14 protein-coding genes are annotated in these 24,450 nt (G+C 71.3%); all 14 read right to left on the bottom strand.

Features of this window, described 5'->3' with window-relative positions; all coding sequences use genetic code 11:
* Nucleotides 1-23: 23 nt before the first annotated feature.
* The 14 genes from ACZ5NH_RS39985 to ACZ5NH_RS39920 all read right to left on the bottom strand — a co-directional run bounded on the left by ACZ5NH_RS39985 (nt 24) and on the right by ACZ5NH_RS39920 (nt 24,022).
* Nucleotides 24-1,289, bottom strand: coding sequence for an ATP-grasp domain-containing protein (locus ACZ5NH_RS39985; protein WP_468782614.1), 1,266 nt, complete (start codon nt 1,287-1,289; stop codon nt 24-26).
* A 43-nt stretch (nt 1,290-1,332) separates the two neighbouring features.
* Nucleotides 1,333-2,586, bottom strand: coding sequence for an ATP-grasp domain-containing protein (locus ACZ5NH_RS39980; protein WP_468782612.1), 1,254 nt, complete (start codon nt 2,584-2,586; stop codon nt 1,333-1,335).
* A 47-nt stretch (nt 2,587-2,633) separates the two neighbouring features.
* Entirely contained in the window at nt 2,634-3,890 is a 1,257-nt protein-coding gene (locus ACZ5NH_RS39975; protein ID WP_468782610.1) for an MFS transporter, read from the bottom strand.
* Nucleotides 3,890-4,990, bottom strand: a complete 1,101-nt coding sequence (locus ACZ5NH_RS39970; RefSeq protein WP_468782608.1) for an LLM class flavin-dependent oxidoreductase — start codon at nt 4,988-4,990, stop codon at nt 3,890-3,892. The genes ACZ5NH_RS39975 and ACZ5NH_RS39970 overlap by 1 nt, the downstream gene beginning before the upstream one ends.
* Nucleotides 4,991-5,062: 72 nt before the next feature.
* Nucleotides 5,063-5,851: a thioesterase II family protein gene (locus ACZ5NH_RS39965; RefSeq protein ID WP_468782606.1), complete on the bottom strand. Its 789-nt coding sequence runs from the start codon at nt 5,849-5,851 to the stop codon at nt 5,063-5,065.
* Nucleotides 5,852-5,900: 49 nt separating this feature from the next.
* On the bottom strand, nt 5,901-7,208 hold the full coding sequence (locus ACZ5NH_RS39960) for an MFS transporter (RefSeq protein WP_468782604.1): 1,308 nt from the start codon (nt 7,206-7,208) through the stop codon (nt 5,901-5,903).
* Nucleotides 7,205-8,470 carry an ATP-grasp domain-containing protein gene (locus ACZ5NH_RS39955; protein ID WP_468782602.1) on the bottom strand — a complete coding sequence of 422 codons (1,266 nt, stop codon included), beginning with the start codon at nt 8,468-8,470 and terminating at the stop codon, nt 7,205-7,207. The genes ACZ5NH_RS39960 and ACZ5NH_RS39955 overlap by 4 nt, the downstream gene beginning before the upstream one ends.
* 74 nt (nt 8,471-8,544) lie before the next feature.
* The gene (locus ACZ5NH_RS39950) at nt 8,545-9,786 is read right to left on the bottom strand and encodes a cytochrome P450 (protein WP_468782600.1); all 1,242 of its coding nucleotides are present in this window, start codon (nt 9,784-9,786) and stop codon (nt 8,545-8,547) included.
* A complete protein-coding gene (locus ACZ5NH_RS39945) occupies nt 9,783-14,996 on the bottom strand; it encodes an amino acid adenylation domain-containing protein (protein WP_468782598.1) in 5,214 nt (1,737 codons plus the stop codon). The genes ACZ5NH_RS39950 and ACZ5NH_RS39945 overlap by 4 nt, the downstream gene beginning before the upstream one ends.
* A 28-nt stretch (nt 14,997-15,024) precedes the next feature.
* Nucleotides 15,025-18,159 (bottom strand): amino acid adenylation domain-containing protein, encoded by a 3,135-nt coding sequence (locus ACZ5NH_RS39940; RefSeq protein ID WP_468782596.1) that lies wholly within the window; start codon nt 18,157-18,159, stop codon nt 15,025-15,027.
* A gap of 29 nt (nt 18,160-18,188) precedes the next feature.
* Nucleotides 18,189-19,445: an ATP-grasp domain-containing protein gene (locus ACZ5NH_RS39935; RefSeq protein WP_468782595.1), complete on the bottom strand. Its 1,257-nt coding sequence runs from the start codon at nt 19,443-19,445 to the stop codon at nt 18,189-18,191.
* Nucleotides 19,445-22,420, bottom strand: a complete 2,976-nt coding sequence (locus ACZ5NH_RS39930) for an amino acid adenylation domain-containing protein (protein WP_468782594.1) — start codon at nt 22,418-22,420, stop codon at nt 19,445-19,447. The genes ACZ5NH_RS39935 and ACZ5NH_RS39930 overlap by 1 nt, the downstream gene beginning before the upstream one ends.
* Nucleotides 22,417-23,241, bottom strand: a complete 825-nt coding sequence (locus ACZ5NH_RS39925; protein ID WP_468782592.1) for a mycofactocin-coupled SDR family oxidoreductase — start codon at nt 23,239-23,241, stop codon at nt 22,417-22,419. Before ACZ5NH_RS39925 ends, ACZ5NH_RS39930 begins: the two co-directional genes overlap by 4 nt.
* A 1-nt stretch (nt 23,242) precedes the next feature.
* Entirely contained in the window at nt 23,243-24,022 is a 780-nt protein-coding gene (locus tag ACZ5NH_RS39920; RefSeq protein WP_468782590.1) for a thioesterase II family protein, read from the bottom strand.
* Nucleotides 24,023-24,450 lie beyond the last annotated feature (428 nt).

Below are 24,450 nucleotides of genomic sequence, written 5' to 3'. Positions count from 1 at the left end.
GGCGGGGGTCCGGGGGGCGCGGCTTACTCGTAGTGAATGGCCACGGATTCGTCGAGCCCGTCGTGGAACTGCTCGGCGTCCTCGTACGAGTCGTGGCGGGAGAAGACGAATCCGGGGTAGCCCGAGTACTCGGGGTACGGGAGGATCCGGTCGCCCGGGTGCAGCAGCTGGACGATGCGGTCGACCCTGGGGTCGGCTGCGGCTTCCTCCAGGCCGGCGATCGCGGTGATGCGGCCGGATCCGCCGACGGGAACGAAGTACATGGCTCCGGTGCCCTGGTGCCGGACGGGCTCGTTCCAGCCGAGGGGCTCCCGGCCCATCGCGATGCGGAACGTGTCGCCGGTGAAGTCGGCGCCGGTCACGGACTCCACGATGTGGTGGGAGGCACCGGAGGCGCCCACACGCGCGCCCATCTCCAGCAGGTACGCCTCGTCGCCGCGCAGGCGCAGTTCGGAGTGGGTGGGGCCGTCGGTGACGCCGAGGGCGGCGTGGGCGCCGGTGATCTGCTCGATGATGGACCGCTCGACATCCGGGGACAGCGGGGCCGGGGCGCGGTAGACCTTCTCCTCGAAGTAGGGACCCTCGGGACGGCCCTTGTAGCCGATGGTGTGGATCTTCACCTGGCCCCGGTAGGACAGGGACTCGATGCAGTACTCGTCGCCGTCGAGATACTCCTCCACGACGAGGCCCTCGAACTGGGCGGAGCTCCCTCCGTAGCCGAGGTATCGCTCGCAGACCTCCCACACGGACTTCACCGTGGTCTCGAGCTTCTCGGGCGAGTCGACCCGGGTGACGCCGAGGCTGGTGAAACCGCCGGCGGGCTTGACCACGACCGGGAAGACGAGGTCCGCCGCGAGCTTCCAGTCCTCCGGGCCGGAAAGGCCCACGTAGGCGGGGGTGTTCAGTCCGGCCTGCTCCAGGCGGCGGCGCATCTCGCGCTTGTCGCGCACCGCGAAGGAGGTCTCCTCGCTCAGACCCGGAAGGTCCAGCATGCGGGCGGCCTTGGCGGTGAACGGCACGGCTACGTCGAGCGCGGTGACGATCGCGGCCAGCGGCCGCTCGCCGTGCAGCTCTTCGATGGCGGCGAGGGCCGCGGCCTCGTCCCCGAAGATGTCCAGCGGGAGGGTCTGTACGACGGCGGGGGGAAGCTGCGCGGGCAGGGCCTCGTCGGGGCGCGGGTTGGGGCGGTGGATCAGGACGACGTCCACCTCCGCCCGTCGGGCTCCTTCGAACATCCACGGCATGCCCGGCCGCTGGTAAACGAGGGCCACAAGAGGACGGTCGGTCACGGGAAACACTCCAGTCTGGGGAATCGGGTTGTTGTGCTACCGGTCACTGAACGCGCCGGCGCGGGGAGAACTCGACGCGGAAGTTCTCCATCAGGTGGCGCACATCGGCTTCGGCCTGTGCCTCGGAGTCGTGCACCACGATGCCGCGTCCGCTCTGGAGGCTGTCGTATCCACCGCCCGCGTCGATCACGTCACCGGGCTGCGGGACGAGCTCCCGCCACACGGAGCCGACCATGCTGCTCATGGGGACCGAGGAGACCACCTCGGCTGGCAGCACGCGCGGCTTGGGGATGATCACCCAGCCACCGCTCGGGTCACCGTTCTTGGGGGTCGCCGGAAGGGGCTCTCCGACCAGGGCCTTCAGCCAGACCTCGAAGAGGTTCACACCGAACAGCTTGTGGATGAGGTATGGCACTTCGGCGCCGCCGATCCGGCCGGCCACCTCGAGGAAGACCAGCTCCTCGGTCCCGGTGACGAAGAGCTCCAGGTGGAAGGGCATTCCGCGCATGCCGAGGGCCGTCACGCAGCTCTGCGTGAATTCCTCGATCCGCTCCCGGAGCTGCCCCTGCTGGACGACCACCGATCCGAGTGGGGCGCCGCCTTCGAAGGACAGGCAGTCGTTCAGATAGCGCGAGACCACCTGGAAGCCGATCTTCCCGTCCGCGTCGGCGAAGCCGTCGACGTGGTGGACGGTGCCGGTGATGAACTCCTCGATCTCGTTGCCGGCCGGCTCCTGCGTCTCCCACAGGGCGCGCAGGGCCTCCTCGTCCGGGATCAGGTGCACGCCGATGCTGCCCGCACCGTCCACCGGCTTGACGATCAGGGGGTAGCCGTACGCGTCCGCGAAGGCCAGCGTCTGCTCGACGCTCTCGCAGCCGGCGAAGCGCGGCACCCGCAGTCCGGCCTCCGCGAGTAGTTCCTTCATCCGCACCTTGTTGCGGTAGACGGCCACCTCCTCGGGGCCGGGACCGGGAATCCCCAGGGCCTGCCGTACCCGGGCCACCGCGTCGAGCGTGAACTCGGACAGCGTGATGATCTGGTCCACCGGGCGGCCGACCCGTTCCGTCACCTCCGTCACCGCGGCGCGAAGCTGGTCGTAGGAGCTGATGTCGTCCACTTCGACCATCGAGGCGATCCGCTCGCGCGCGGCCCGGACGCCGGTGGCACCGACACGGTCCACCACATAGCTGACCCGATGTGCCTCGTGGTCGATGAACTCCTCGTACCGGGTGAGCTCGTGGTCCCAGCGCACGCCTTCGGTGAATCGGGGCCACCGGTTGACGATGACGATGTGCACGTACTGCTCCTGATGTCGAGACGGGGTGAGAAGGCGGGCCGGTGCGCTCAGTTGCCGGCGATGTCCGCGAGTGGACGCTCCTGCTCCACCGCGGCGATGGCCACGTTGAACCCACGGATGGTCAGCGGCAGGACCACCAGGCCGTACAGGGCGAGCAGCACCGCCAGGATCCCGACGAGCAGCTGCGGGCCCAGAGCGTTGCCCAGGAAGGCGATCAGCAGGCCGCCGATGGGATACGACAAGGTGTTGAGCAGGTAGAACGGGCCCATCACCTTGCCCAGGTGACTCGACGGGATCACCTTGACGCGCTGCGTGCGGTTGTAGACGTTGAAGTACGCCACGCCCATCAACGCCGCCACGTAGGCCACCGCGTACAGCACGAAGGACGGGGCGGAGGCCAGTCCCAGCAGCGAGGCACTGAGCAGCACGAAACCGAACACGCCCAGGGCCTTGACCTCGAACCGCTTCAGCAGGGTGGGCACCAGCATCAGGTTCAGCAGGCCCGTGACGCCCACCAGCGTGTTGAGCAGGGCGAAGGACGACTCGGGTGCCTTGAAGATGTCGGTGACCACCGCCGCGTTGACGCTCAGCGCCGTGGCGAAGGCCAGGTTGATGGAGAAGTTGATGCTGACCAGCAGCACGACGGGCTTGTTGTGGATCAGCAGCGACCAGCCGAGGCGCAGCTCGCCCACGGTCTTGGCCACGCTGCCGGGGTTGGGCTGGCGCTCGCCCCGCGGCAGCGGCAGCCAGCACAGGCCCGCCAGTGTGCAGAGCGCCGCGGCGACGCCCAGCAGCCACAGCTTCCCCATGTACACCGAACCGAGCACGGCCAGCGCCGGGCCCACGGCCATGGCCAGCAGCTCCATGTTCTGCACCAGGGACTGCGTGCGTGCGACCTTCTCCCCCTTGGCCAGGAGCAGCACCGTCTTCTCCACCGACAGCCGGATCGGCGCCATCAGCAGCGACATGCACACCGAGCCGGCCATCAGCGCCGGGGTGGTCCAGGACGGCACTGCGGCACAGGCCGTCAGTACGAGCGCCAGCACGACGGCGCGACCCGTGTTCACCCGGGAGAAGAGCCGGGGGCCGCCGTCACGGTCGGCGATGAGGCCCGCGAAGGGAAAGGCGAGCAGGCCGGGCAGCCACTCCAGGGCGAAGGAGACACCGAGCACGGAGATGTTCTCGGTGTCCTGGAAGATCAGCAGCGGGACGCTGAACATGACGACCTGTTCGGCGACCAGGCCGAGCAGCACACCCATGGCGAACAGCGCGAACTGCGCCCGCTCGCGCGCCGGCTGCACCATCAGTTCACCGCACCGGCGACGGCGGACTGCCCGGTCCCGGCAGCCTCGGCTTCGGCCTCACGCTGCCTGACCAGCGGCAGGACGTGCTTGTAGAAGATGCGCATCTCGTCGCGCGACGGCCAGCCCGAGAAGATGAACTCGCTGACGCCCGCGGCCTTGTACTCCATGATGTAGTCGGCGACCTCCTCGTAGCTGCCGACGATGCACAGCGCCGGGCCGCCCCGGTACGCGACGGCACCCGACCAGAGGTAGGGCGACAGCCAGTCGTCACCGGAGGTGTCGGCGAGCCGGAAGGAGTTCTTCACCGCCTCCGAGTCCACGTTGGCCATGAACTCGGCAATGAACTTGCGCTGCTTCTCGTCGGGCTCGCGCATCATCTCCGCGACCTGCGCCAGCGCCTCGTCCCTGGTCGCCCGGGCCAGGACCTGCATGCGCAGGCCCACGTCGCACCCCTCCGCCAGCACCGGCTCCGCAGCCTTCGCGATCTCCTCGGGCGTGTCGGCGTACCGGAGCCAGCAGTCGCCGTACTTCACGGCCGTCTGCTGCGCCACGCCCGAGGCGCCGCTCAGGTAGATGCGGGGCCGGCCGCCGCCCTTGTGACCGAGGCCCAACTGGGCTTCCTCGATGCGGTAGTGCTGTCCCTCGTAGCTCAGCGGCCCGCTGTTCTCCCACAGGCCGTGCATGATTTCCAGGAATTCGTTGGCGCGCTCGTAGCGTGCGTCGTGGTGGAGGAAATCGCCGTAGTAGGCCTGCTCCTTCGGGGAGATGCCCGCCACGATGTTCAGGTGGACGCGATTGCCCGACATCCACGAAACCGTGTTGACCACCTGGGTGAACAGCGTGGGCGACAGCAGGCCCGGACGGTATGCCAGAAGCAGGTTGATCCGGTCCGTCAGGTGCGAGAGCGCACCGAGCATCGGAAGCGGGTCGGGCATGTGGTAACTGATCGCCATCAGAAGAGAATCGACACCGATCTCCTCCGCCTCCTTGACGAACGACACGATGCCGTCGAAGTCGAGGCTTCCCGCGTCGTACTGTCCGGAGGCCTTCTTCTGACCGCTCTCCAGGGGAGAGCACCAATGGAACCTCAACTCGTTCACGCGTGACCTCTGTCGTCAAAAAATGGGGGGTGGTTTCAAGAAAACGGGTGGAACACCTGGAGCGGTCGAAGATCAAGCCCTCGTCGCCGGACCCAGCTCGCCGGAATTCCCGGCTGCGAACCCGGCGGAGGGGAGCCTGTCGAGCAGTTCCCCGATCACCCGCTCCGGCTGCTCGGAGAGGTAGAAGTGGCCGCCGGTGAACTCCACCACCTCACTCGGTCCGGAGGTCCACTCGCTCCACCGGGCTGCCCCGTCCAGGGTCAGCTCGGCGTCCGCCACGCCGACGAACGCACTGACCGGGCAGGACAGCAGCTCGCCGCGGCGCGGCTGGTAGCGGGCCAGCAGCTCATAGTCACCACGGATGACGGGCAGCACCATCTCCCGCAGCTCGGGGAGTGCGAGCAGCTCCGGCTCGATGCCGCCGAGCTCGGCCAGCTCGGCGCACAGGTCGTCGTCCGTCATCACGTGCTGGCCGCGGTCGCGGCGCAGGGTGGGTGCCGCGCAGGCCGAGACGAAGAGCCTCGCGGGGGCGGGCAGCCCCATCTGCTGGACGCGCAGGACGAGTTCGTGGCCGACCAGAGCTCCCATGCTGTGCCCGAAGGCCGCCCAGGGCCGGTCCAGCCAGGGAGCCAGCTCGGCCGCGAAGTCGGCCGCCATGTCCGCTATCGAGGCCGGCCAGGGTTCGTCGATCCGGACGAGCCGCCCCGGCGGGCAGGCGACGATCAGTTCGATCTCGGGCGGCAGCAGCTGCGCCCAGTCCTGGTACAGGCTCTGCGAACCGCCCGCGTGGGGCAGGCACACGATGCGCATGACCGCCCGCGGGCGAGGCAGCGGTCGGCGCAGAGCCCTGGTCTCTGCCATGATCCGGTCAACTCCTCGTATCACTGGTGCACCGTCGGATGACGCGTTGTCACACGGCGCTCGCCGCGGTCTGGTCCGTCTGCGGGTCGGTACGCAGCACGGGCCGCCTCTCGGCCGCCCTGGCAAGCGGGCCGACCAACGCGCCGGCGAGCAGGAAGACGGCGCCGAGCACCGCCCATCCCGCGGTCCCGTTGCCGATCACACCGACGGTGACGATGGTGGGGCCGAGTACGAACTGGGCGCTCGTGCCCAGGTTGAAGGTGGCCAGGTACTCGGCCCGGGAGCGGTCCGGGGCCAGTGCGTACGACAGGCCCCAGCCGCCGGCGGACTGGTAGAGCTCGCCCGCGGTCAGCAGGGCCAGGCCGAGGACCAGCGAGGCGACGACCGCGACGACGGGCAGGTCGAAGCCCGCGAGGGCGAACAGCGCGCAGGAGCCCACCAGGGCCACCGCCGCCTTGTGCATCGCTCGCACGCCGCCCGCGACGTCCTCGGTACCGGCCGAAGCCCGGACCTGGAAGACGACGGCGAGCACCGTGTTGACCACCAGCAGCAGCCCGACCAGGGCCTTCGGCGCGCTGGTGTGCTCGCTCACCCAGAGCGGCACGCCGATGCCGAGCAGTGCCATGTGCAGGACCAGCACGCCGTTGACCCCGGCGACGGCCACGTACCGCAGATCGCGCAGGGCGACCAGGCGCAGGGGCGCCTTCTTGGCCTTCGGTTCGGCCGGGGCGGCCGGGTTGCGCAGCCGGAGCCTGCTCAGCAGCAGCGCGGCGACGAGGAACGACGCCGCGTTGCCCAGGACGATCACGCTGAACGCCGCGCGGGTGCCCACCGCGATGGCGGCACTGGCGAGCAGGCCGCCGAGGGTGAAGCCCACGTTGAACACGACACGCATGCGCGCCATCATCGCGACGCGCCCGTCCGCGCCCGCCAGTTGCTCGGCGAGGGCCTGGTAGATCGGGAACACCGCCTGCTCGCCGACGCCGAGGAAGGCCGCGATGAGCAGGAAGCTGATGAAGTCGTGGGCGAAGACGTATGCGGTGAAGCCGCAGGCCCGGTAGAGGTTGAGGATCACCAGGAGTTTGCGCGGGGTCCAGCGGTCCGCCAGCCATCCGATCACCGGCTGGGCGGCGAGTCCCAGCACACCGGCGACCGAGAGGCCGATGCCCACCTGGGACGCGGTCAGCCCCACGACCGTGGTGAAGAACAAGGCCGAGCCCGCCAGGTACATGCCCGTGCCGATGGCGTCGATGAGCCCGATCGTGAGGAAGGCGACGCCTCCCTCGACGGCGGCCGGGCCGAGCAGCTTCTCACGCAGGCGGGCCGTCCGGCCGCCCTGCGTCCCCCCGGTGCTCACAGCGCGGCCTCGGCGTCCACGGTGATGCGGACGGCCCCGGCCGCTTCCTCGGCGGCGGACCGGGCCTCGGCCGGACCCGCGGCGAGGACCATGATCTCGCCGACCCGGTCCCACGAGGACCGGAGTTCGGCCACCTGGTCCCCGGGTGCCACCGTGACGGCGGCGCGCAGCACGCCGGTCCGCTGCTGTACCTCCTCGACGCCCGTCACCTCCCGTACCGTGCCCGCGGGCGCGGTCAGGAAGCGGATCGCCGCCCCCATCGGGGTGCTGCCCGGCAGCTTCGGGCTGACGCCGGCCAGGAGTTCCACCAGGGTGCGGATGACGTTGCCGCCGTACGCCGCGTCGAGGAGGAAGGTGATGGAGTCACCGGGCACCCGGCCCGCGCATTCGATGAGGACCGGGCCCTCCTCGTCGAGCATCCACTCGGCGTGCAGGATGCCGGTGTCGTACCCGATGGCCTCGACGAAGCGCGTCATGGCCTCCTCGAAGCCGCGTCGCACGTCGTCCGGAAGGCCGGCGGGCACGACATGGCCCAGCTCCACCGGGTAGCGGCCACCGGCGGTGAGCTTGTCCGTGACGTTCAGGAACACGATGTCCCCGCCACGCACCAGGGCCTCGACGCTGTACTCGTGACCGTACAGACGGCGCTCGGCCATGTAGCGCCAGGCGAGCTCCCGGTCGGGCAGCATCATGTCGTCCTGGGCGGAGACGGTGAGCTCCCAGGCCGCGGCGATGTCGTCGCCCGGCTCCAGCAGCTGGACGCCCAGCGAGGCGTGCCGGTTCGCGGGTTTGAGGACGACGGGCCCGCCGGCGGCGAACGCCTCGGTGTCCGCGGGCCCGTGCACCTCGGTCCACTCGGGGTTGCGCAGCCCCCCGGCCTGCGCGGCCTCCCGGAGCCGCAGTTTGTCCGTGAGGGCGGCGGCGGCCTTGACACCGCCACCGGGCCTCTCGAACCGCTCGGCCAGGACGGCCGCGCCCTGGACGCCGTACTCCAGGCCGGCGATGACGAGTGCGACGGGCTCTCCCGCCAGGTGCTCCTCGACGGCCGCCACGAGAGCGAGGTCCTGGTGGTACGGGGCGGCGACGACGGAACCGACGCAGCGCAGGCCCGCCGCGGCTTCGTGGACCGCGCGCTTGCGGATGATGTCGGGGTCCTCGACCACCACCACGCTGTTCTCCGGCAGGAACTGCTCCATCTGGTTCAGCAGCAGTTTGCCGAAGCCGACCATGACCACCCGGCCGGCGGGGAGTTGCATAGGCATGGGCTCTTCTCTCGTTGGGAGCGCAGGGGGTGGCCCCGGAGCAACGGCTCCGGGGCACACCGGGATCGGGGGGCTCAGGCCGGACGCAGTGCGATGTCGAACCGGTCGATTCCGGCGATGAAGTTCGACGGCCTGCGGATCAGACCGGACAGGGCTTCCACCGACTCCACACGAGTGAGCAGTTCGGTGAAGAGCGAGCGGATCTCCAGCCGGGCCAGTACGGCGCCCAGGCAGAAATGCGGTCCGATGGTGAAGGACAGGTGGTTGTTGGGCGTGCGGTCGAGGCGGAACTCGTCGGGCGCCTCGAACACCTCGGGGTCGCGGTTGGCCGCCGAGAGCCAGACGCAGACCGTGTCCCCTTCCTTCAGCTCCGTTCCGCCGAGCACGGCCGGCCGGGTCACCGTGCGGATGAGGTGCATGGCGGGGGTGTCGAAGCGGAGCATCTCCTCGATCATCGCGGGGACCCGCCCGTGGTCCTCGCGCAGCCACTGCCAGGCGCCCGGCGTGGTGGCGAGCCGGAGCAGGCCCGCCGCCACGGCGTTCTTCGTGGTCTCGTAGCCGCCGATGGCCAGGTTGAGACAGTTGAGCAGCACCTCGTCCGAGCTCAGCCGCTCACCGTCCATCTCGATGTCCATCAGGCGGCGGACCATGCCGTTCGGGTCCAGTCGGTGCGGTTGCCCCTCGATGATCTCCACGAAGTACATGAGAAGGTCGTTGTTGCCGGTCTCGCTGACGCGGCGGCGCTCGGCCAGAGTGGGCGCCGAGCCGCCCGCCGCCTCGGTACCGGTGATGGCGCGGCTGGCCATCGAGGCGACCGTCTCGTGGTCCTCGGCGGGGATGCCGAGGATGGAGCCGATGGCCAGCCTCGGCATCGGGGCGGTCAGCGTGCTGACCGCGTCGACCTCGCCCTGCCGTACGGCCGTTTCGACCAGCCGCCGGGCGTGCTGCTCGATGACCGGGGTGAGCGAGTGGACGAACTGCGGGGTGAGCGCCCCGGTGACCAGCTTGCGCAGCCGTGCGTGCCGCGGCTTGTCGGTCAGCTCGATCATCAGGCCCGCCGCGGGGTCCCGGACGCCGAGCGTGCTGTCCAGCGTCATGCCCCACTCGGAGCTGTACGTGGCGACGTCACGCAGGACGGTCCGGGTGTGGTCGTGCCGGGTCACCGAGTAGAACCCCGGCGCGTCCGGCCGGTCCTGCCACGGGAGCTCCGGCAGGTTCCGCATCGCGGCCCAGACCCGGTAGGGCGGTTCCGGGACGAACTGCGCCGAGGAGGAGAGGTCCACGGACGCGGTCGGCTGTGCGTCGGTCGTCGTCATCGCTCCGCTCCGTTCGGCTCGGCGGACGGGGCCGGGGAAGCGGCCCCGGCGAGCGTCTCGAGGACGATCTCGACGACCTTGGCCGGCCGGGTACGAGTGAAATAGTGGCCGCCGCTGGGCATTTCCAGCATCCGCGGGACGCCGGTGAAGGGCTCCCAGTCCCGGTAGCGGTCCGCGAAGCCGGTGGTGACCGGGTCGTCGGCCGCGTACACGGCCGTCGTCGGTACGGTCACCGGCCGGGGGTCGGCCGCCCCGCCCTCCTCGTACCCGGTCAGGTAGTACGCGTTGGCGCTGGTCGAGTCGTGCCGGAAGGTGCGCACCAGCAGGTCCGCGTAGGAAGCCCCGAGCTCGTCGAAGCCCGTGAAGCCGGTCTCCACGGTGAGCCAGTGCTTGATGTCCTCGTACGTCATCGAGGAGACGTAGTCGATGGACTCGTGCAGGGCGGCGGCGTCGTACAGCAGCTTGGCGCCGATGAACAGGTGCTCCACCTCGACGTTGCGCGCCCGCAGTTGCCGGGCCACCTCGATGGCCAGCGCGGAGCCCACGCAGTGGCCCCACAGGACGATCCTGCCGCGCTCCTGGCTCAGCAGTTCCTCGACCACCAGGCCCGCGATGTCGGCGACCGGCATCAGCTCGTCGGCGCCGGACTTGGGGTCGTGGCCGGGCAGTTCGACGCCCAGCACGGCGAAGGAGGCGTCCTTGCGGCCCATCGCGTCGGCGACCGGGCGGAAGTGCACCGCGTGACCGGCACCGTAGGGGAAGCAGACGAGGGTCGCCGAGGGCCGGTCGGCGGCGGGCGTGAGCCGCACCAGTACACCGGAGCCCTCGTCCTGAGTGAGCTTCTCCGCCAGGCCGGCCTGCTCGCCGAGCCGAGAGTTGCGCATCACGTCCTTGATCGTCAGCAGGCCGTTGAGCATCATCACCGCGCGCATCGCGGCCAGCGAGTTGCCACCGAGTTCGAAGAAATCGTCGGTGAGCTTGATCGTCGTGGGGTCGATGCCGAGCACCTCGCCCCAGACCGCTGCCACGCGCAGCGCCGCCGAGGACAGTTCGCCGTCGGCCTCCTCGACGGCGTCCGCCGACGCCGGGACCTGCGGCTCGTCGGCGACTTCGCCGGCCTGCTCCAGCACGCCGGTGGGCAGCCAGCGGCCCCGGCCGACGACGGAGCGGGTGCCGTCCGCGCTCACCAGGACGACGTCGCCCGGAGCGCCGATCGCCGCGGGCAAGCCCGCCGGGTCGAGTACGACGACGGACGCGTCGGCCCCGCTGCCGGCCACGGCCGGCTGCGGGCGGGAGCCGAACTCCGCCAGCGCGGCGAGCTCCTCGTCACCCAGCAGCGCCCCGGCGACGTGCGACTCCGACGGGTCGGCGGTCATCCGGTCGAGCGCGGCAATGAAGTAGCCGCCGATGCGCCCGATGTGATCGTTGTCGAACGCGTCGGTGTGGTAGTGCAGGCTCAGCTGCACCTCGTCGGTGTAGAAGTGCCGGGAGAACTCAGAGCGGAACGGGAACTCCGTGATGGCCACGGAGCGAACGTCCAGCAGCGAGAACTCGGGCAGCTCGCGCAGCTTCTTCAGCGAGTAGAAGTGCGTGAAGTTGAAGACGGTCTCGAACAGCGGCACCTGGGTCTGCAGGTCCTGCTTCATCTTGGCCATCGGGTAGCGGCGGTGGGGCAGGAAGGAGGTCTCGGTGTCGTAGACCTGCCGGATCAGCCCCTCCCAGCTGCCGTCGGCGAGCTCCACCCGCATCGGCACCGAGTTGAGGAAGAGACCGCACGCCTTCTCCGCGTCCGGGGCTTCCGGGCGGCCGCTGTGCTCGTAGCCGGTCATGACGTCGCGCTCGCCGGTCACCACGGCGTGCACCTTCATGTGGGCGGCGAGCAGGACGGTCTTCACCGGGACGCCGAGGCGTCCGGCGAGCGCCACGATCCGGTCGGAGAGGCCGCGCGGGAGCGGCACGTCCTGCAGGACGACGTTGAAGGCCGCTTCCTCGTCCCGCGGGCGCAGCCGCGGGACGATCGTCTGCGGCCGGTCCTCCAGCCGGTCGAGCCAGTACTGGCGGTCCTCCGCGGAGTTGATCGACTGCTGTTCCAGGCCGATGAAGTTGCGCAGGTGGTTGGGGACCGGCTCACCGGTGAACACGCCGTCGGTGCACAGGGCGTGGTAGATCTCGAACAGCTTGGTGTGCACCAGGTTGATGCTCCAGCCGTCGAGCGCCGAGTTGTGCTGGCTGATGCTGTAGCGGTACAGGTCGTCGCGCAGGACATGGACGTGCAGCCGGATGAGACCGGGGTACTCCCAGTCGAAGGCGTGGGCCTTCTCCTCGCGCTCCCACTCCTCGTACCAGGCCTCCTGGGCCGCGTCGTCGAGGTGACGGATGTCGGCGATGAACAGCGGCGGCGGGTCCACGGCCTTGTGGACGAGCTGCAGGTAGTCGCGGAAGCCGCTCAGCCGGTAGCTGGTACGGAAGATCGGGTTCTGGTCGACCAGGATCCGCACGGCCTCGGTGAAGGCCTCGGCGTCGAAACTGCTGTTGATCAGGTAACCGATGATGTCGTGGTACTGGGAGCTGCCCCTGGTCATCTCGCTCTGGAAGATGGTGCCCGCCGAGAGCATCGACATCGGGTAGGCGTCCTCGACGTCCTCCGGCAGGCGGCTGCGCTCCTCCTCACTGATGAGCTCGAACGGCGCGAACTCGTGGCGCAGCTCCTCCTGGGTGCCGCCCTCGTCCAGCACGGCCGCCAGGGCGGCGACGGTGGGGTTGGCGAAAAGCTGCTGGAAGGTGAAGGCCAGGCCGAGCTTGCGCGCCTTGGCCAGCACGGTGACGAAGTGGATGGAGGTGCCGCCGAGCGCGAAGAAGCTGTCGTGCACGCCGATCCGGTCGCGGCCGAGCACTTCGGCGATCAGGCCGGCCAGTGCCTTCTCCCTCTCGGTACGGGGCTCCACGTGGCCGGCGGCCTCGATGGCGGGCTCCGGCAGGGCGCCCCGGTCCAGCTTTCCGTTCGGCGAGAGCGGGAAGGCGTCCATCACGACGACGCGGGCCGGGACCATGTACTCGGGCAGCGTTCCGGCGAGGTGGTCGCGCAGCTGCTGCTCGGCCGGCCGGTCCCCGGCGGCCTCGGCGGCCACGGCGTACCCGACCAGGCGCTGGTGTCCGTCCGTACCGGCGCGCACCACGACCACCGCGTCGCCGATGCCCGGGTGGTCGAGGAGGCGGCGTTCGATCTCGCCGAGCTCGATGCGGTAGCCGCGGAGCTTGACCTGGGAGTCGTTGCGGCCCAGGTACTCGAGGGAGCCGTCCGCCAGGCGCCGGACGATGTCGCCGGTGCGGTAGGCGCGGGACTCGCCCTCGAAGGGGTTCTCCACGAACCGCTCCGCGGTGAGTTCCGCCCGGTGGAGGTAGCCGCGGGCCAGACCGTCGCCGGCGATGTACAGCTCGCCCGGCAGGCCCACCGGCCGCTCGCGGCGCTGCTCGTCGAGCACGTACAGCCGGATGTTGTCGATGGGCAGTCCGATCGGGACCACGGTGTCGTCGGCGCTGGTGCGGTGGTGGCTGACGTCCACGGTCGCCTCGGTGGGACCGTAGAGGTTCACCAGCTCGGCGTGGCCGAGCAGTTCGGCGAAGCGGCGCACGTGGTGCACGCCGAGGGCCTCGCCACTGGCGAAGACCCGGCGCAGGGAGGTGAGGCGCTTCTGGGCTCCGGTGGCCGCGACGTAGTCGAGGAACGCACCGAGCATGGTCGGCACGAAGTGCAGGGTGGTGACCTGGTGGCGCTCGACGGCGGCCACGATGGCCTCCGGCTCACGCTCACCGCCCGGCGCCAGCAGGGCGACGCGCGCGCCCTCGATGTGCCACCAGAACAACTCCCAGACCGAGACGTCGAAGGAGACCGGCGTCTTCTGCAGGATGGTGTCCGTGTCACCGATGGGGTACGCGCGCTGCATCCAGTTGAGGCGGTTGACGACGCTGCGGTGTTCCACCACCACGCCCTTGGGGGAGCCCGTGGAGCCGGAGGTGTAGATGACGTACGCGGCGTCGGTCGGGGACCCCGTCCCCAGGGGCTCGCCGGCGTCCTCGGAGACATCCGCGGACAGCTCCAGCACGGTGACGGAGGACGGCACCAGGGCGGCGCGGTCGGCCTGCGCCAGGACGATCGCCGCTTTGCTGTCCTCGAGCATGTAGGTCATGCGCGCGGCCGGCAGGGAGGCGTCGAGCGGCAGGTAGGCCCCGCCGGCCTTCAGGACGGCGAGGATGGCGACGAGCATCTCGACCGACCGCTCGGCGAGGACACCGACGATGGCCTCGCGGCCGACGCCCTGCTCCCGGAGGGTATGGGCCAGCCGGGTGGTGGCACGGTCGAGTTCCGCGAAGGTGAGGGAGACGTCGCCGGACACGACGGCCACGGCGTCGGGGGTGGCCGCCACCGTACGGGCGAAGAGCTCCGGGAGGGTCACGTCGTCGGGGAACGGCGCGGTGGTGTCGTTGGCCGCGGCGACCACGGCCGCATCCGTCCCGGCACTGAGGTCCAGCTCCGAGAGCGCGGTGTCCGGCGCCGCGAGGGCGGCGGTGAGCAGTCGCACGTAGTGAGCGGCGAGGCGGGCGGCGTTCTGCGGGGAGAACCGTTCCGCCTCGGTCCGTACGTCCAGGGCGAGACCGGTCTCGGTGCGCCGTACGTGGAACAGCACGTCGGTGGCAACCGCGTCGACCGCCTCCGCGGCGTGCAGCCCGTCCAGCGCCACGGCCACCTCGACCTCGGCGCCGGTCAGTTCGACCGGGTAGTCCTGGTGGGTGAGCACGTCCAGGGTGACCTGGCTCAGGCGGCCCAGGAGGGTCTTGAGGGTGTCCTCGGCGAGCAGCTCGAGGCGGGTCGGCAGGACCCGGGCCAGCGGCCGGGGCGCGGTCGGAGGCTGCCCCACCACCAGGTCGCGCTCACCGGTGTACGCGTTCAGCAGCGCGATCGCGGCGGCGGTGAACAGCGTGTGGAGGGTGGTCTCGTCGCCACGGCTGACGGCGGTCAGCCGCTCGGCCAGCGCGGGGTCGAGGTCGAGCACCGCGGTGGGGCGGGTGCGTCCGGTACGGGCGGCGGCGGGGCGGTCGGCCGGGAACCCGGCGGCACGGGCCCCGTCGAGGAAGCGGGCCCAGAACGCAGCCGAGGCGGGCCGCTGTGAGGCGGCGATCTTTCGCTGCCCGACGGTCAGGTGAGAACTCATTGAAACGAGGTGCTCCTCGGCGTGTGGATCAGAAGTCGAATGCGATGCCGGGAAGTCCCGGCGCGGCTGTGGTGCCGGGGGCACCGGGTTCGGCCGGCCGTCCCAGCGAGGCGACCGTCATGCCCGGGTGCGCGAGCGCCCGGTCGAGGATGCCGAGGAGGGTGTCGCGGAACGCGGCGACCGTGTCACGGTCGAAGAGCTCCGTCGAGTACTCCCACTCGACGTGCAGGTCGTCCTGCTCCTCGAAGACCTGCATGTTCAGGTCGGCCATGCCCTGTCCGGTGTGACGGGCCCTCAGCAGGACGCGCTCCCCGAGGAAGTCGACGGTCTGCAGCACGCTCGCCTGCAGCGCGAGCAGGGTGTCGAAGAGGGGGTTGCGGCCGGGCGTGGGCTCCCCCGCCTCGCGGACGAGTTCGCCGTACGGGAAGTCCTGGTGGGCGAACGCCTCCTGGGCGGTGGTGGCCGCCTCCTCGACGAGCACACCGAACGGCTTGTCCCCCGCGGGCCGCAGCCGCAGGGAGACCGTGTTGACGAACATGCCCACCGCCGAGTCGAGGCCGGGGGCCGTACGGCCGGACGCCGGCACCCCGACGGTGACGTCGTCCTGCCCCGTGACGAGGGACAGGAACACCGCGTACGCGGCCGCCAGCGGCGCGAAGAGTGTGACGGACCGCTGCGCGGCGAAGGCGCGCAGCGCGGCGGTGCGTTCGGTGCCCAGCCGGAACGGCAGCAGGTCACCCGCGTGGTTGCGCAGCGCGGGCCGGGGCCGGTCGGTGGGCAGCTCGGCCGGGGCGGGCCGGTCGCGGAACGCGGAGGTCCAGTACGCCCGCTGCTGCTCGGCGATCGCCTTGCCCTCCCCCGCGGCCGCCCAGTGGGCGTAGTCCCGGTAGGGGTGTGCGACCGGCGGCAGTTCCCGGCCGTGGTACAGCGCGTCGAGGTCGCCGAAGAGGTACTTGAGGGAGAGCCCGTCGACCACCAGGTGGTGCAGATCGACGAAGAGCACGGACCGGTCGCCGGTCCGGTGCAGGGTCGCCCGGGCCAGCGGCGCGGTCGCCAGGTCGAAGGGCCGGACGAGCTCGTCGAGCCGCGGCTCCCCCTCGGTGACGCGCAGCTCCGACACGACGTGGGGGTGCACCACCTGTACGGGTTCGTCCTTCAGCAGGAACGAGGTGCGCAGGACCTCGTGGCGGCGGACCAGTGCGCGCCAGGCCTCCGCGAGCCGGACCCCGTCCACGTCGGCCGGCAGGTCCAGCAGCACCGGCACGTTGTACTGGACCGAGTTCTCGTCCCTGCGCTGCGCCACGAACAGCGGGTACTGCTGGGGCGCGAGCGGGTAGTGGTCGGCCAGGGGAGCGGCGGGCAGCCCGGCAGGTCCCTGGGGCCCGGGGGCCCGCTGACCGAGCAGGACCGCGAGGTCCTCGACGGTCGGGTTGCGGAAGATGTCCGCGACGGTCACCGGAAGCTGGAATTCCGCGCTGATGACGGTCGCGATACCGGCCGCCGTCAGCGAGTCGACACCGTGGTCGAACGCCGAGTCGAGCACTCCCACGGTGGCGCCGGGCGGCAGCGCGCTCTCCCAGATCGCCACCAGCCGCTCCTCGACGGCGTCCCGCGGCGGCACGTGCTCCACCGGCAGGTCGTGGAGTTCGGCCGGGTCGGGCAGCGCCGACCGGTCGACCTTGCCGTGGGCCGTCAGCGGGAGGGCGTCGAGCACGACGAGGTGCCCGGGGACCATGTGGCGGGGAAGCCGCTCCGCCAGGTGCTCGCGCACCTCGCGGACGTCGAGCGGTTCGGCCTCCGTCAAGTAGGCGGCGAGGTAGCGGTCCGTCGCGTCCCCGCCCTCACGCACCCGTGGTACGACGACGGCCTCGCCGACGCAGGGGTGGCCGCGCAGTACGGACTCGACCTCGCCCGGCTCGATACGGTAACCCCGGATCTTCACCTGGCCGTCGGCGCGGCCGAGGAACTCGATGATCCCGTCCGGGCGCTGTCGTGCGAGGTCTCCCGTGCGGTACATGCGGCCGCCCGGCAGGAAGGGGTCGGGCAGGAAGACCTGCCCGGTGAGCTCCGGCCGGTTGAGGTAGCCGAGCGCCACGCCGTCGCCGCCGACGTACAGCTCGCCCTCGGTACCCGGCGGGACCAGGGCGCCCTCCGGGTCGAGGACGTAGGCGGTGGAGTGGGCGATGGGCCGCCCGATGGGCAGCGGCCCGCCGGTCTCCTCCGGGCTGATGCGGTGGGTGGTGGAGAAGGTGGTGTTCTCCGTGGGGCCGTAGCCGTTGACGACCCGTATCCCGGCGCAGGCGGCCATGACGGCCGCCACGTGCTCGCCGGCCACCACGTCGCCGCCGACCACGAGGTCGGTCAGCGGGGCGAAGACGGACGGGTCCTGCCGGGCGAGCCGGCTGAAGAGGGGCGAGGTGAGCCACAGGGTGGTGACCGCGTGGTCCCGCAGCGCGGCGCCGAGCCGGCCCGCGTCCAGGACGGCGTCCTCCTCGGGCAGCACGACCGCGCCGCCGTTCAGGAGCGGGCCCCAAAGCTCGAACGTGCTCGCGTCGAAGGAGACCGCACCGGTCTGGAGGACCCGCATCCCGTCGGAGAACGCGACGAAATCCGTACCGCGGACCAGTCGGACCACGTTGCGGTGGCACACCATGACGCCCTTGGGCCGTCCGGTGCTGCCCGAGGTGTACATCACGTAGGCGAGGCTCTCGGCCCCGGCCTCGTCCGGCTCGTCGTCCGCCGGGGCCCCGGCGTCCGGGACCCGGTCGTCCTGGATCGCCATCTCGGTCCCACGGCCGCCGGGCAGTTCGCCCTCGCGGTCGCCGAGCAGCAGCCGCACCCCGCCGTCGTCGAGCAGGTACTCCACCCTCCGGTCCGGCTCGGAGGGGCTGATCGGCAGGTACGCGGCTCCGGCGCGCAGCACGGCCAGGTTGGCGATGACCCATTCGGGGCTCCGCTCGGCGCGTACGGCCACGAGTTCTCCGGGGCGCACCCCGTGAGCGCGGACGCGGGCGGCGAGCCGGGTCGAGCGTTCCGCCAGTCCGCGGTAGGTCAGCGTGCCGTGCGCGCTCACCACAGCGGGGGCGTCGGGCGTGACCGCGGCCTGCCGGAGGAACAGTTCGTGGATCGTCGCACTGCGCGGGTAGCCCGGCGTAGGTCTCATCGTTCGTTCCATCTCTTCGTGCTCTTGCCTCAGGCGCCCGCGCCGGCCAACGGCGCGAGGACGGGGCGGAAGGTGGCGGTGATCGACTCCGCGACCGTCCGCAGTGCGTCGTGGTCCGGGGCCGAGCCGAAGACCACGCCCAAGTGGCTCTGGGTGCCCTCGCGGAAGTCCACGATCCGCCCCGGCTCCGCGTGCGTCTCGACGTTGCGCACGCCGGGCAGCTCGGCGAGCTCGGCCACCCCGTCGACCGTGGTGAGCGTGCCCGCCACGGCCGGCGGCGTGAGGAAGTACTGGTAGGTGACGCCCCGGTGGCGCGTGGCCGGGATCCGGGGTTCTGCGCCGAGGGCGACGTCCAGCGCCGCTCGCACCAGGTTGATCCCGGTGGCCCTGCGGAGGATCTCCGGTACGTATCCGCCCAGTCGGCCGTTGACCTCGATGATCCGGGGGCCGTCCGGGGTCAGCTTGATCTCGGTGTGGGTGATGCCGTGGCGGATGCCCAGGGCCCGCACCGCCGCGGCCTCCAGGGCCAGGACCTCGGCGGTGGCCTCCTCCGTGAGCGTGGCCGGCAGCAGCATCCCGGTCTCGCGGAAGGGTTCGGCGAGGGCGAACTTCCCGGTGACGCAGACCTGCCGGGAGGAGGATGCGGTGTGGACGGACTCCACGGAGACGTAGTCCCCCCAGAACTCGCCGGCCACCAGGGGGTCGCCCTCCAGCATCTGCTCGGCGACGAACTCGATACCGGCGGGGCGGGCGGCCGCCACGGCGAGGAACTCCTCGGCGGAGTCCACCCGCGTGGTGTGCAGGCTCCCGGCACCGATCCGCGGCTTGATCACGGCCGGCACACCGACGAGGTCGAGCGCCTGCGCCGGATCGTCGCCGATCACCGCGCAGCGGGTGGCCTGGACCCCGGCCTCGGCCAGGATCCGACGCTGCACCAGCTTGTCCACCAGCGCCGGGATCAGCTCGACCTCGTGGTAGGGCAGCCCGAGACCGTGCGCCAGCCGCGCCGTCTCGGCGAGCTGGTACTCGCTGTAGGTGACGACGCCGTCGACCGCGGCTTCCCGGAGCAGCCGGAGCCGCTCTTCCGGCTCCCGTCCGGTGACGTCGACGACCTCGGCGAGAGCGAGCAGGGACTGCCGGGCGGCTGCGGCCGCGGGCCGGTCGAAGTCCGCGACGAAGAGCACGTCGCAGAGCCGGTGGGCGGCGGCCAGGATGTCGTTCGGTGTGGCGGAGCCGAGGTCGTAGACGACCGCGACCCGGGGCACCTTCCGTGCGTGGCCGGTCATCAGCGCTCCGCCCCGGCCTCGGCCGCCTGCCGCGCCGTGAGGTGTTCCACGAGGCGCGCCGCGGTCGGCTGCAGGTACAGGTCGCGCAGTGGTACGGACTGCAGGCCCTCCCGGCGCAGCGCCGCGGAAAGCCGCACCGCGAGCAGCGAGTTGCCGCCCAGTTCGAAGAAGTCGTCGTCCGGCTTCACCTCGGGGCCGAGGGTGGCCCGCCAGGCGCGCAGGACCGCGTCGGCGAGGCTCTGCTCCCCAGGGGCCTCCGCCTCGGCCGCGCGAGCGGCGTCGGTGGCAGCGTCGGTGGCGGACTCCGTCGCGGGAAGCTGGTCGGGCTTGGGCAGCTTGGCCGTGTCCACCTTGCCGTTCACGGTGAGCGGGATCTCGGACACCGCGGTGATGGTGGCCGGCACCATGTGCTCCGGAAGGACGTCGCGCAGCCGGCGCCGGACCTCGGCCACCGAGCCGGAGGGTCGCAGCACCACATAGGCGTCGAGGCGCACCCCGGCCGCGTCGCCGTCGCCCTGGTTCAACACGACGGCGCCCGCGGAGACCGTGGGGTCGTCGAGCAGGACGGACCTGACCTCGCCGAGCTCGATGCGGAAGCCCCGCACCTTGACCTGGTCGTCGATCCGGCCCAGGTGATCGAGCAGCCCGCCCGGACGGAGCCGTCCCAGGTCGCCGCTGCGGTAGACGCGTTCACCGGTCAGCGGGTCGTCGACGAAACGGTCGGCGGTGAGCTCCGGACGGTTCAGGTAGCGGTCGGCCACGCCTGCGCCGCCCACGTAGATCTCGCCGGGGACACCGAGGGGCTGTACGCGGCCCCGGGTATCGCGCACGGAGAGGGTCCATCCGGGCAGCGCCGTCCCCACCGACCGGGATCCGGCGGCCACCTCGACGGGCGTGACCGTCTGGGTGGTGACATGCACGGTGGTCTCGGTGATGCCGAACATGTTCACCAGCCGGCACCGGTCGTGCGGCTCGCGCCGGAACCACAGCTCCAGGGACCGCACGTCCAACGGCTCGCCGCCGAAGACCACGAGCCGCAGGGCGAGCGACTGCTGCTGGTTCAGGTGTACGTCGCGCAGCGAAGCGAAAGCGGAAGGAGTCTGGCTCAGCACGGTGACACGGCGCTGGACGAGCAGCGCGTGGAACTCCTCCGGCGAGCGCGAGACCCAGTACGGGACCACGACGAGGTGGCCGCCGGTGAGCAGGCAGCCCCAGATCTCCCACACGGAGAAGTCGAAGGAGCTGGAGTGGAACAGGGTCCACACGTCGTCCGGGCCCAGCCGCATGTCCTCGGTGGTGGCCGCCATGAGCGCGACGACGTTGCGGTGGGGTACGACCACGCCCTTGGGCTTGCCGGTGGACCCGGACGTGTAGATGACGTAGGCCGGTGCCTCGGGGTCGTCCACGGGCTCGGGTGCCCCGGCCGTGGATCCGGCCAGCGCGTTCGGGTGCACCACGGTGACGCCGTCGAGGGCGGGGAACCCGCCGAGGGTGGTGACCACGAGGTGCAGCCCCGCGTCCTCGGTCGTGTACCGCAGCCGCTCGACGGGGTAGCGCGGGTCCATCGGGACGTAGGCGGCCCCGGTCTTGAGCACCGCGAGCAGGGTGACCACCAAGTCGGTGTCACGGTCCAGGCAGACGCCCACGAAGGAGCCCGGGCCGGCGCCCCGTTCGGCCAGTGCGGCGGACATCCGCGTCGCCGCTTCGTCGAGCTGCGCGTAGGTCAGCTCGCGGTCGGCGTCGGACAGGGCGGTCGCGTCGGGACACATGGCGGCGAGCCGGGCGAAGGCCGCGTGGATGGTGGTGGCCGGCTGCGGGCGGACGGGCTGCGACCTTCCGAGGTCCAGCAGGGCCGCGCGCTCCTCGTCGGCCATCAGCTCGACATCCCCGCTCACCGGGGTCCGGTCGCTCTGGGCGTCGTCCGGCTTGGAACCGACGAGGGCCGTCAGGCGGCCGACGTGCCGGGCCAGTTGCTCGGCCACCTCGGGGTCCAGCACCGACTCGTCGTAGTCGAGGCGACCGGTGAAGGTGCCGTCCCGCAGCGGCTCCCAGGTGAAGGTCACCGGGAACGGCAGCTCCAGGAAGGGCCGGTACGCCTCGTCCTGGCGGGACAGCGCCACGATTCCCACCGCGGGGACGGGCTGGCCGGCACCGACGGGCGTGGCGGAGGCGATGGCGCTCTCGGCCTGTCGGGCCAGGTCGGCGACCGGTGTGTCGTCGTCGGCGGGCAGGGTCACCGCGGCGAACCGTTCGCGGCCCTCGTGGTCGGCGGTGAGCAGGCCGACGGTCCGGCCGCGGTCCGCGTAGCGGGACAGCACCAGGGCGGTGGCGGCGAGCAGGACGGGGGTGGCCGGCTCCAGGGCGATCTCCACGGGACCGATCCGCACCACGCCCGTGGCGCCGGCGCGTCGCGCGTCGCCCATGCCCCAGGCCGGCGGCTCGGCGTCCACGGCGGTGTGGCGCGTCAGGTCGCCGGGGCCGGTCAGCCGGCCCGCGTCGTCCGCGGTGCCGGACAGGATCCGGGCGACGAGGTCGAGCCCGGCGATGTCCACGGCACGGCGGTGGGCCACGAGGACCAGGTCGGCCGCGCCGTCGGCGTAGGACAGCAGGACCACGCGCAGCCGACCTCCGTGACCGACCGCCCGGGAACCCTCACGGGCACGCAGCGCCTCGGAGGCGGGGTCGGCGGCGGCCGTGGCCACGTCCTCGACCCACAGGCGGAGGTCTGCGGGCAGCGCGCCGGCCTCCTGGGCGGCGGTCAACCGCTCGGTGATCCGGTCTGCGGTGAGCCCTTCGGGCATCCGGCGGACGAGGCTGTGGCACGCGCGGGCCGGCCGCGCGTCGAAGGTCGTCCCCGCGAAGAAGTCGGCAGCGCTGCCGGGTCCGGCCGTCGGGGGCGGGCTGATCCGGGTTGCCATGCTGGTCTCCTGGCTGGTGCGGGCGGTGTGCGCGGTCGTGTGGTCTGGTGCGCTCATCGCGTACTGAATCCGCCATCGACGGTGACGACGCTCCCGGTCACCTGGCGCGCGTCGTCACTGGCCAGCCACAAGGCGGCCGCTGACACGTCCTCCGGGTTGACCAGGGCGTTCATCGGCTGGGACTCCAGGAAGGCTGTCTCCTGGTCCTCCGGCGCGACACCGAGCGAGCGGGCCACCTCCGAGAGCATCCGGCCTTCGAGAGTCGGCTCCTCACGGACCTGTCCGGGGCACAGGGCGTTGACGCGGATCTGCAGGGCCGCGTAGTCGAGCGCCGCCGCCTTGGTCAGCCCGACCAGGCCGTGCTTCGCGGCGACGTAACCGGCGAAGTAGCGGTAGCCCACGAGGCCCGCCGTCGACGAGATGTTCACGATGCTGCCGGACCGCTGCCTCGCCATGGAAGGCGCCACAGCCTTGATCATTCGCCAGGCGCCGGAGAGGTCGACGTCCAGCATGACGCCCCACTCGTCCTCGGTGATCTCATGGCTGGCCTTGCCCGAAGGCGCCGCGATTCCGGCGTTGTTGACCAGGACGTCGATCCGGCCGAACCGGTCGAGGGCGTCGGCCACGACGGCGTCGACCTCCTTCTGCTGCCGCACGTCCGCCCGGGCGGCCAGCACGGAGGCACCGCGCTCGCGACACAGCCGTGCGGTGGCCTCCAACTGGTCGGACGTGCCGAGCGGGTAGGGCACGTCGGTGATGTCCGCAGCGACGTCGAGCAGCACCAGGTCCGCGCCTTCCTCGGCGAACCTCAGGGCGCAGGCACGGCCGAGGCCGCGGGCCGCGCCGGTGATGAGGACGGTCTTCCGGGAAAGTCTCACGTCAGTTCTCCGTATGCCCGGACCGGAGCCGCGAGGCGATCAGCTCGAGCAGTGACTTGGCATCCGCGTCGAGGTACATGTGGTCACCGGGTACGTCCACGGCGGTGAACGTCGCGCTGGTCGCGTCGCGCCAGTGGTCGGCCGCGTCGGCCGAGACCAGGTGGTCGTCGACGCCGCGGATCGAGGTGATGGGCGCGGCGAGCCTGCGCTCGGAGGTGGGCACGTAGGCCTCGTGCATCTCCACGTCGGCCCGGAGCGTGGGGAGCAGCAGCTCACGCATCTCCGGAATGTCGAACGCCGGGTGGGTGTAGCCGGCGAACTCCTGGACGCGGGCGAGGAACGCGTCGTCGTCCAGTCCGGTCGCACGCTCCGTACGGCCGTTCCAGGGCCCCTGCGACCCGCTCACGAACAGGTGGACCAGCTCGTTGGCGCCGTGGTCGGCGATCCGGTGGGCCAGCTCGTACGCGAGGATCGCGCCGAGGCTGTGGCCGAAGACGGCCACCGGCCCCTCTCCGGCCGCTTCGAGGGCGGCGGCAAGCAGTCCGTCGGCCGCGTTCTGCACGTTGGTGTACGGCTCTTGGTCAACCAGGCGCTCACGGCCGGGCAGTTGGAGTGGCCGGACATCGACGCCCTCGACGCCGAGGGATCGCCAGGGCATGTAGAAGCTGGCGCCTGCTCCGGCGAAGGGCAGACACAGCAAAGGCGTGGGATGAAGCATGGGGCTCATGGCTCCGTGAAGGAAGTTCGAAGAAAGACGGAATCGGTCCGTCACGCGGATCATGTGCGGGCTGCCGACAAAGCCGCCGGCATCGATGAATGCCTTAGGACGGCAGGCAGCCCAAACCGTGCAGGCTGGAAAATCGACAGAATGTCAATTCCGCCTCACGAAAGAAAAGATAGCGACGTCATCACCCAGCTCCCCCCGGTGCCGCTCGACAAATAGAGCATGCAACAGGTCGCAGCGGGCTGTCGAGAATCATTCCGGTGAACCGAGGGTGCGGTGACCCCATAGCGCAAATCCGCAGCCATGGAAACCCCGCACCCAGTCGAATCGGGCGGAACAGGCCGCAATCAGCCCGCCCGACGCCGCCCGGAACCACTGGAGCTCGGGCCTGTCCCACGTGGCGGGGGGGGGGGGGGGGGGGGGGGGGGGGGGGGGGGGGGGGGGGGGGGGGGGGGGGGGGGGGGGGGGGGGGGGGAAGGAGGGAA

Source organism: Streptomyces sp. NPDC031426, assembly GCF_055581585.1.
This window is presented reverse-complemented; position numbering and strand designations above follow the sequence as displayed.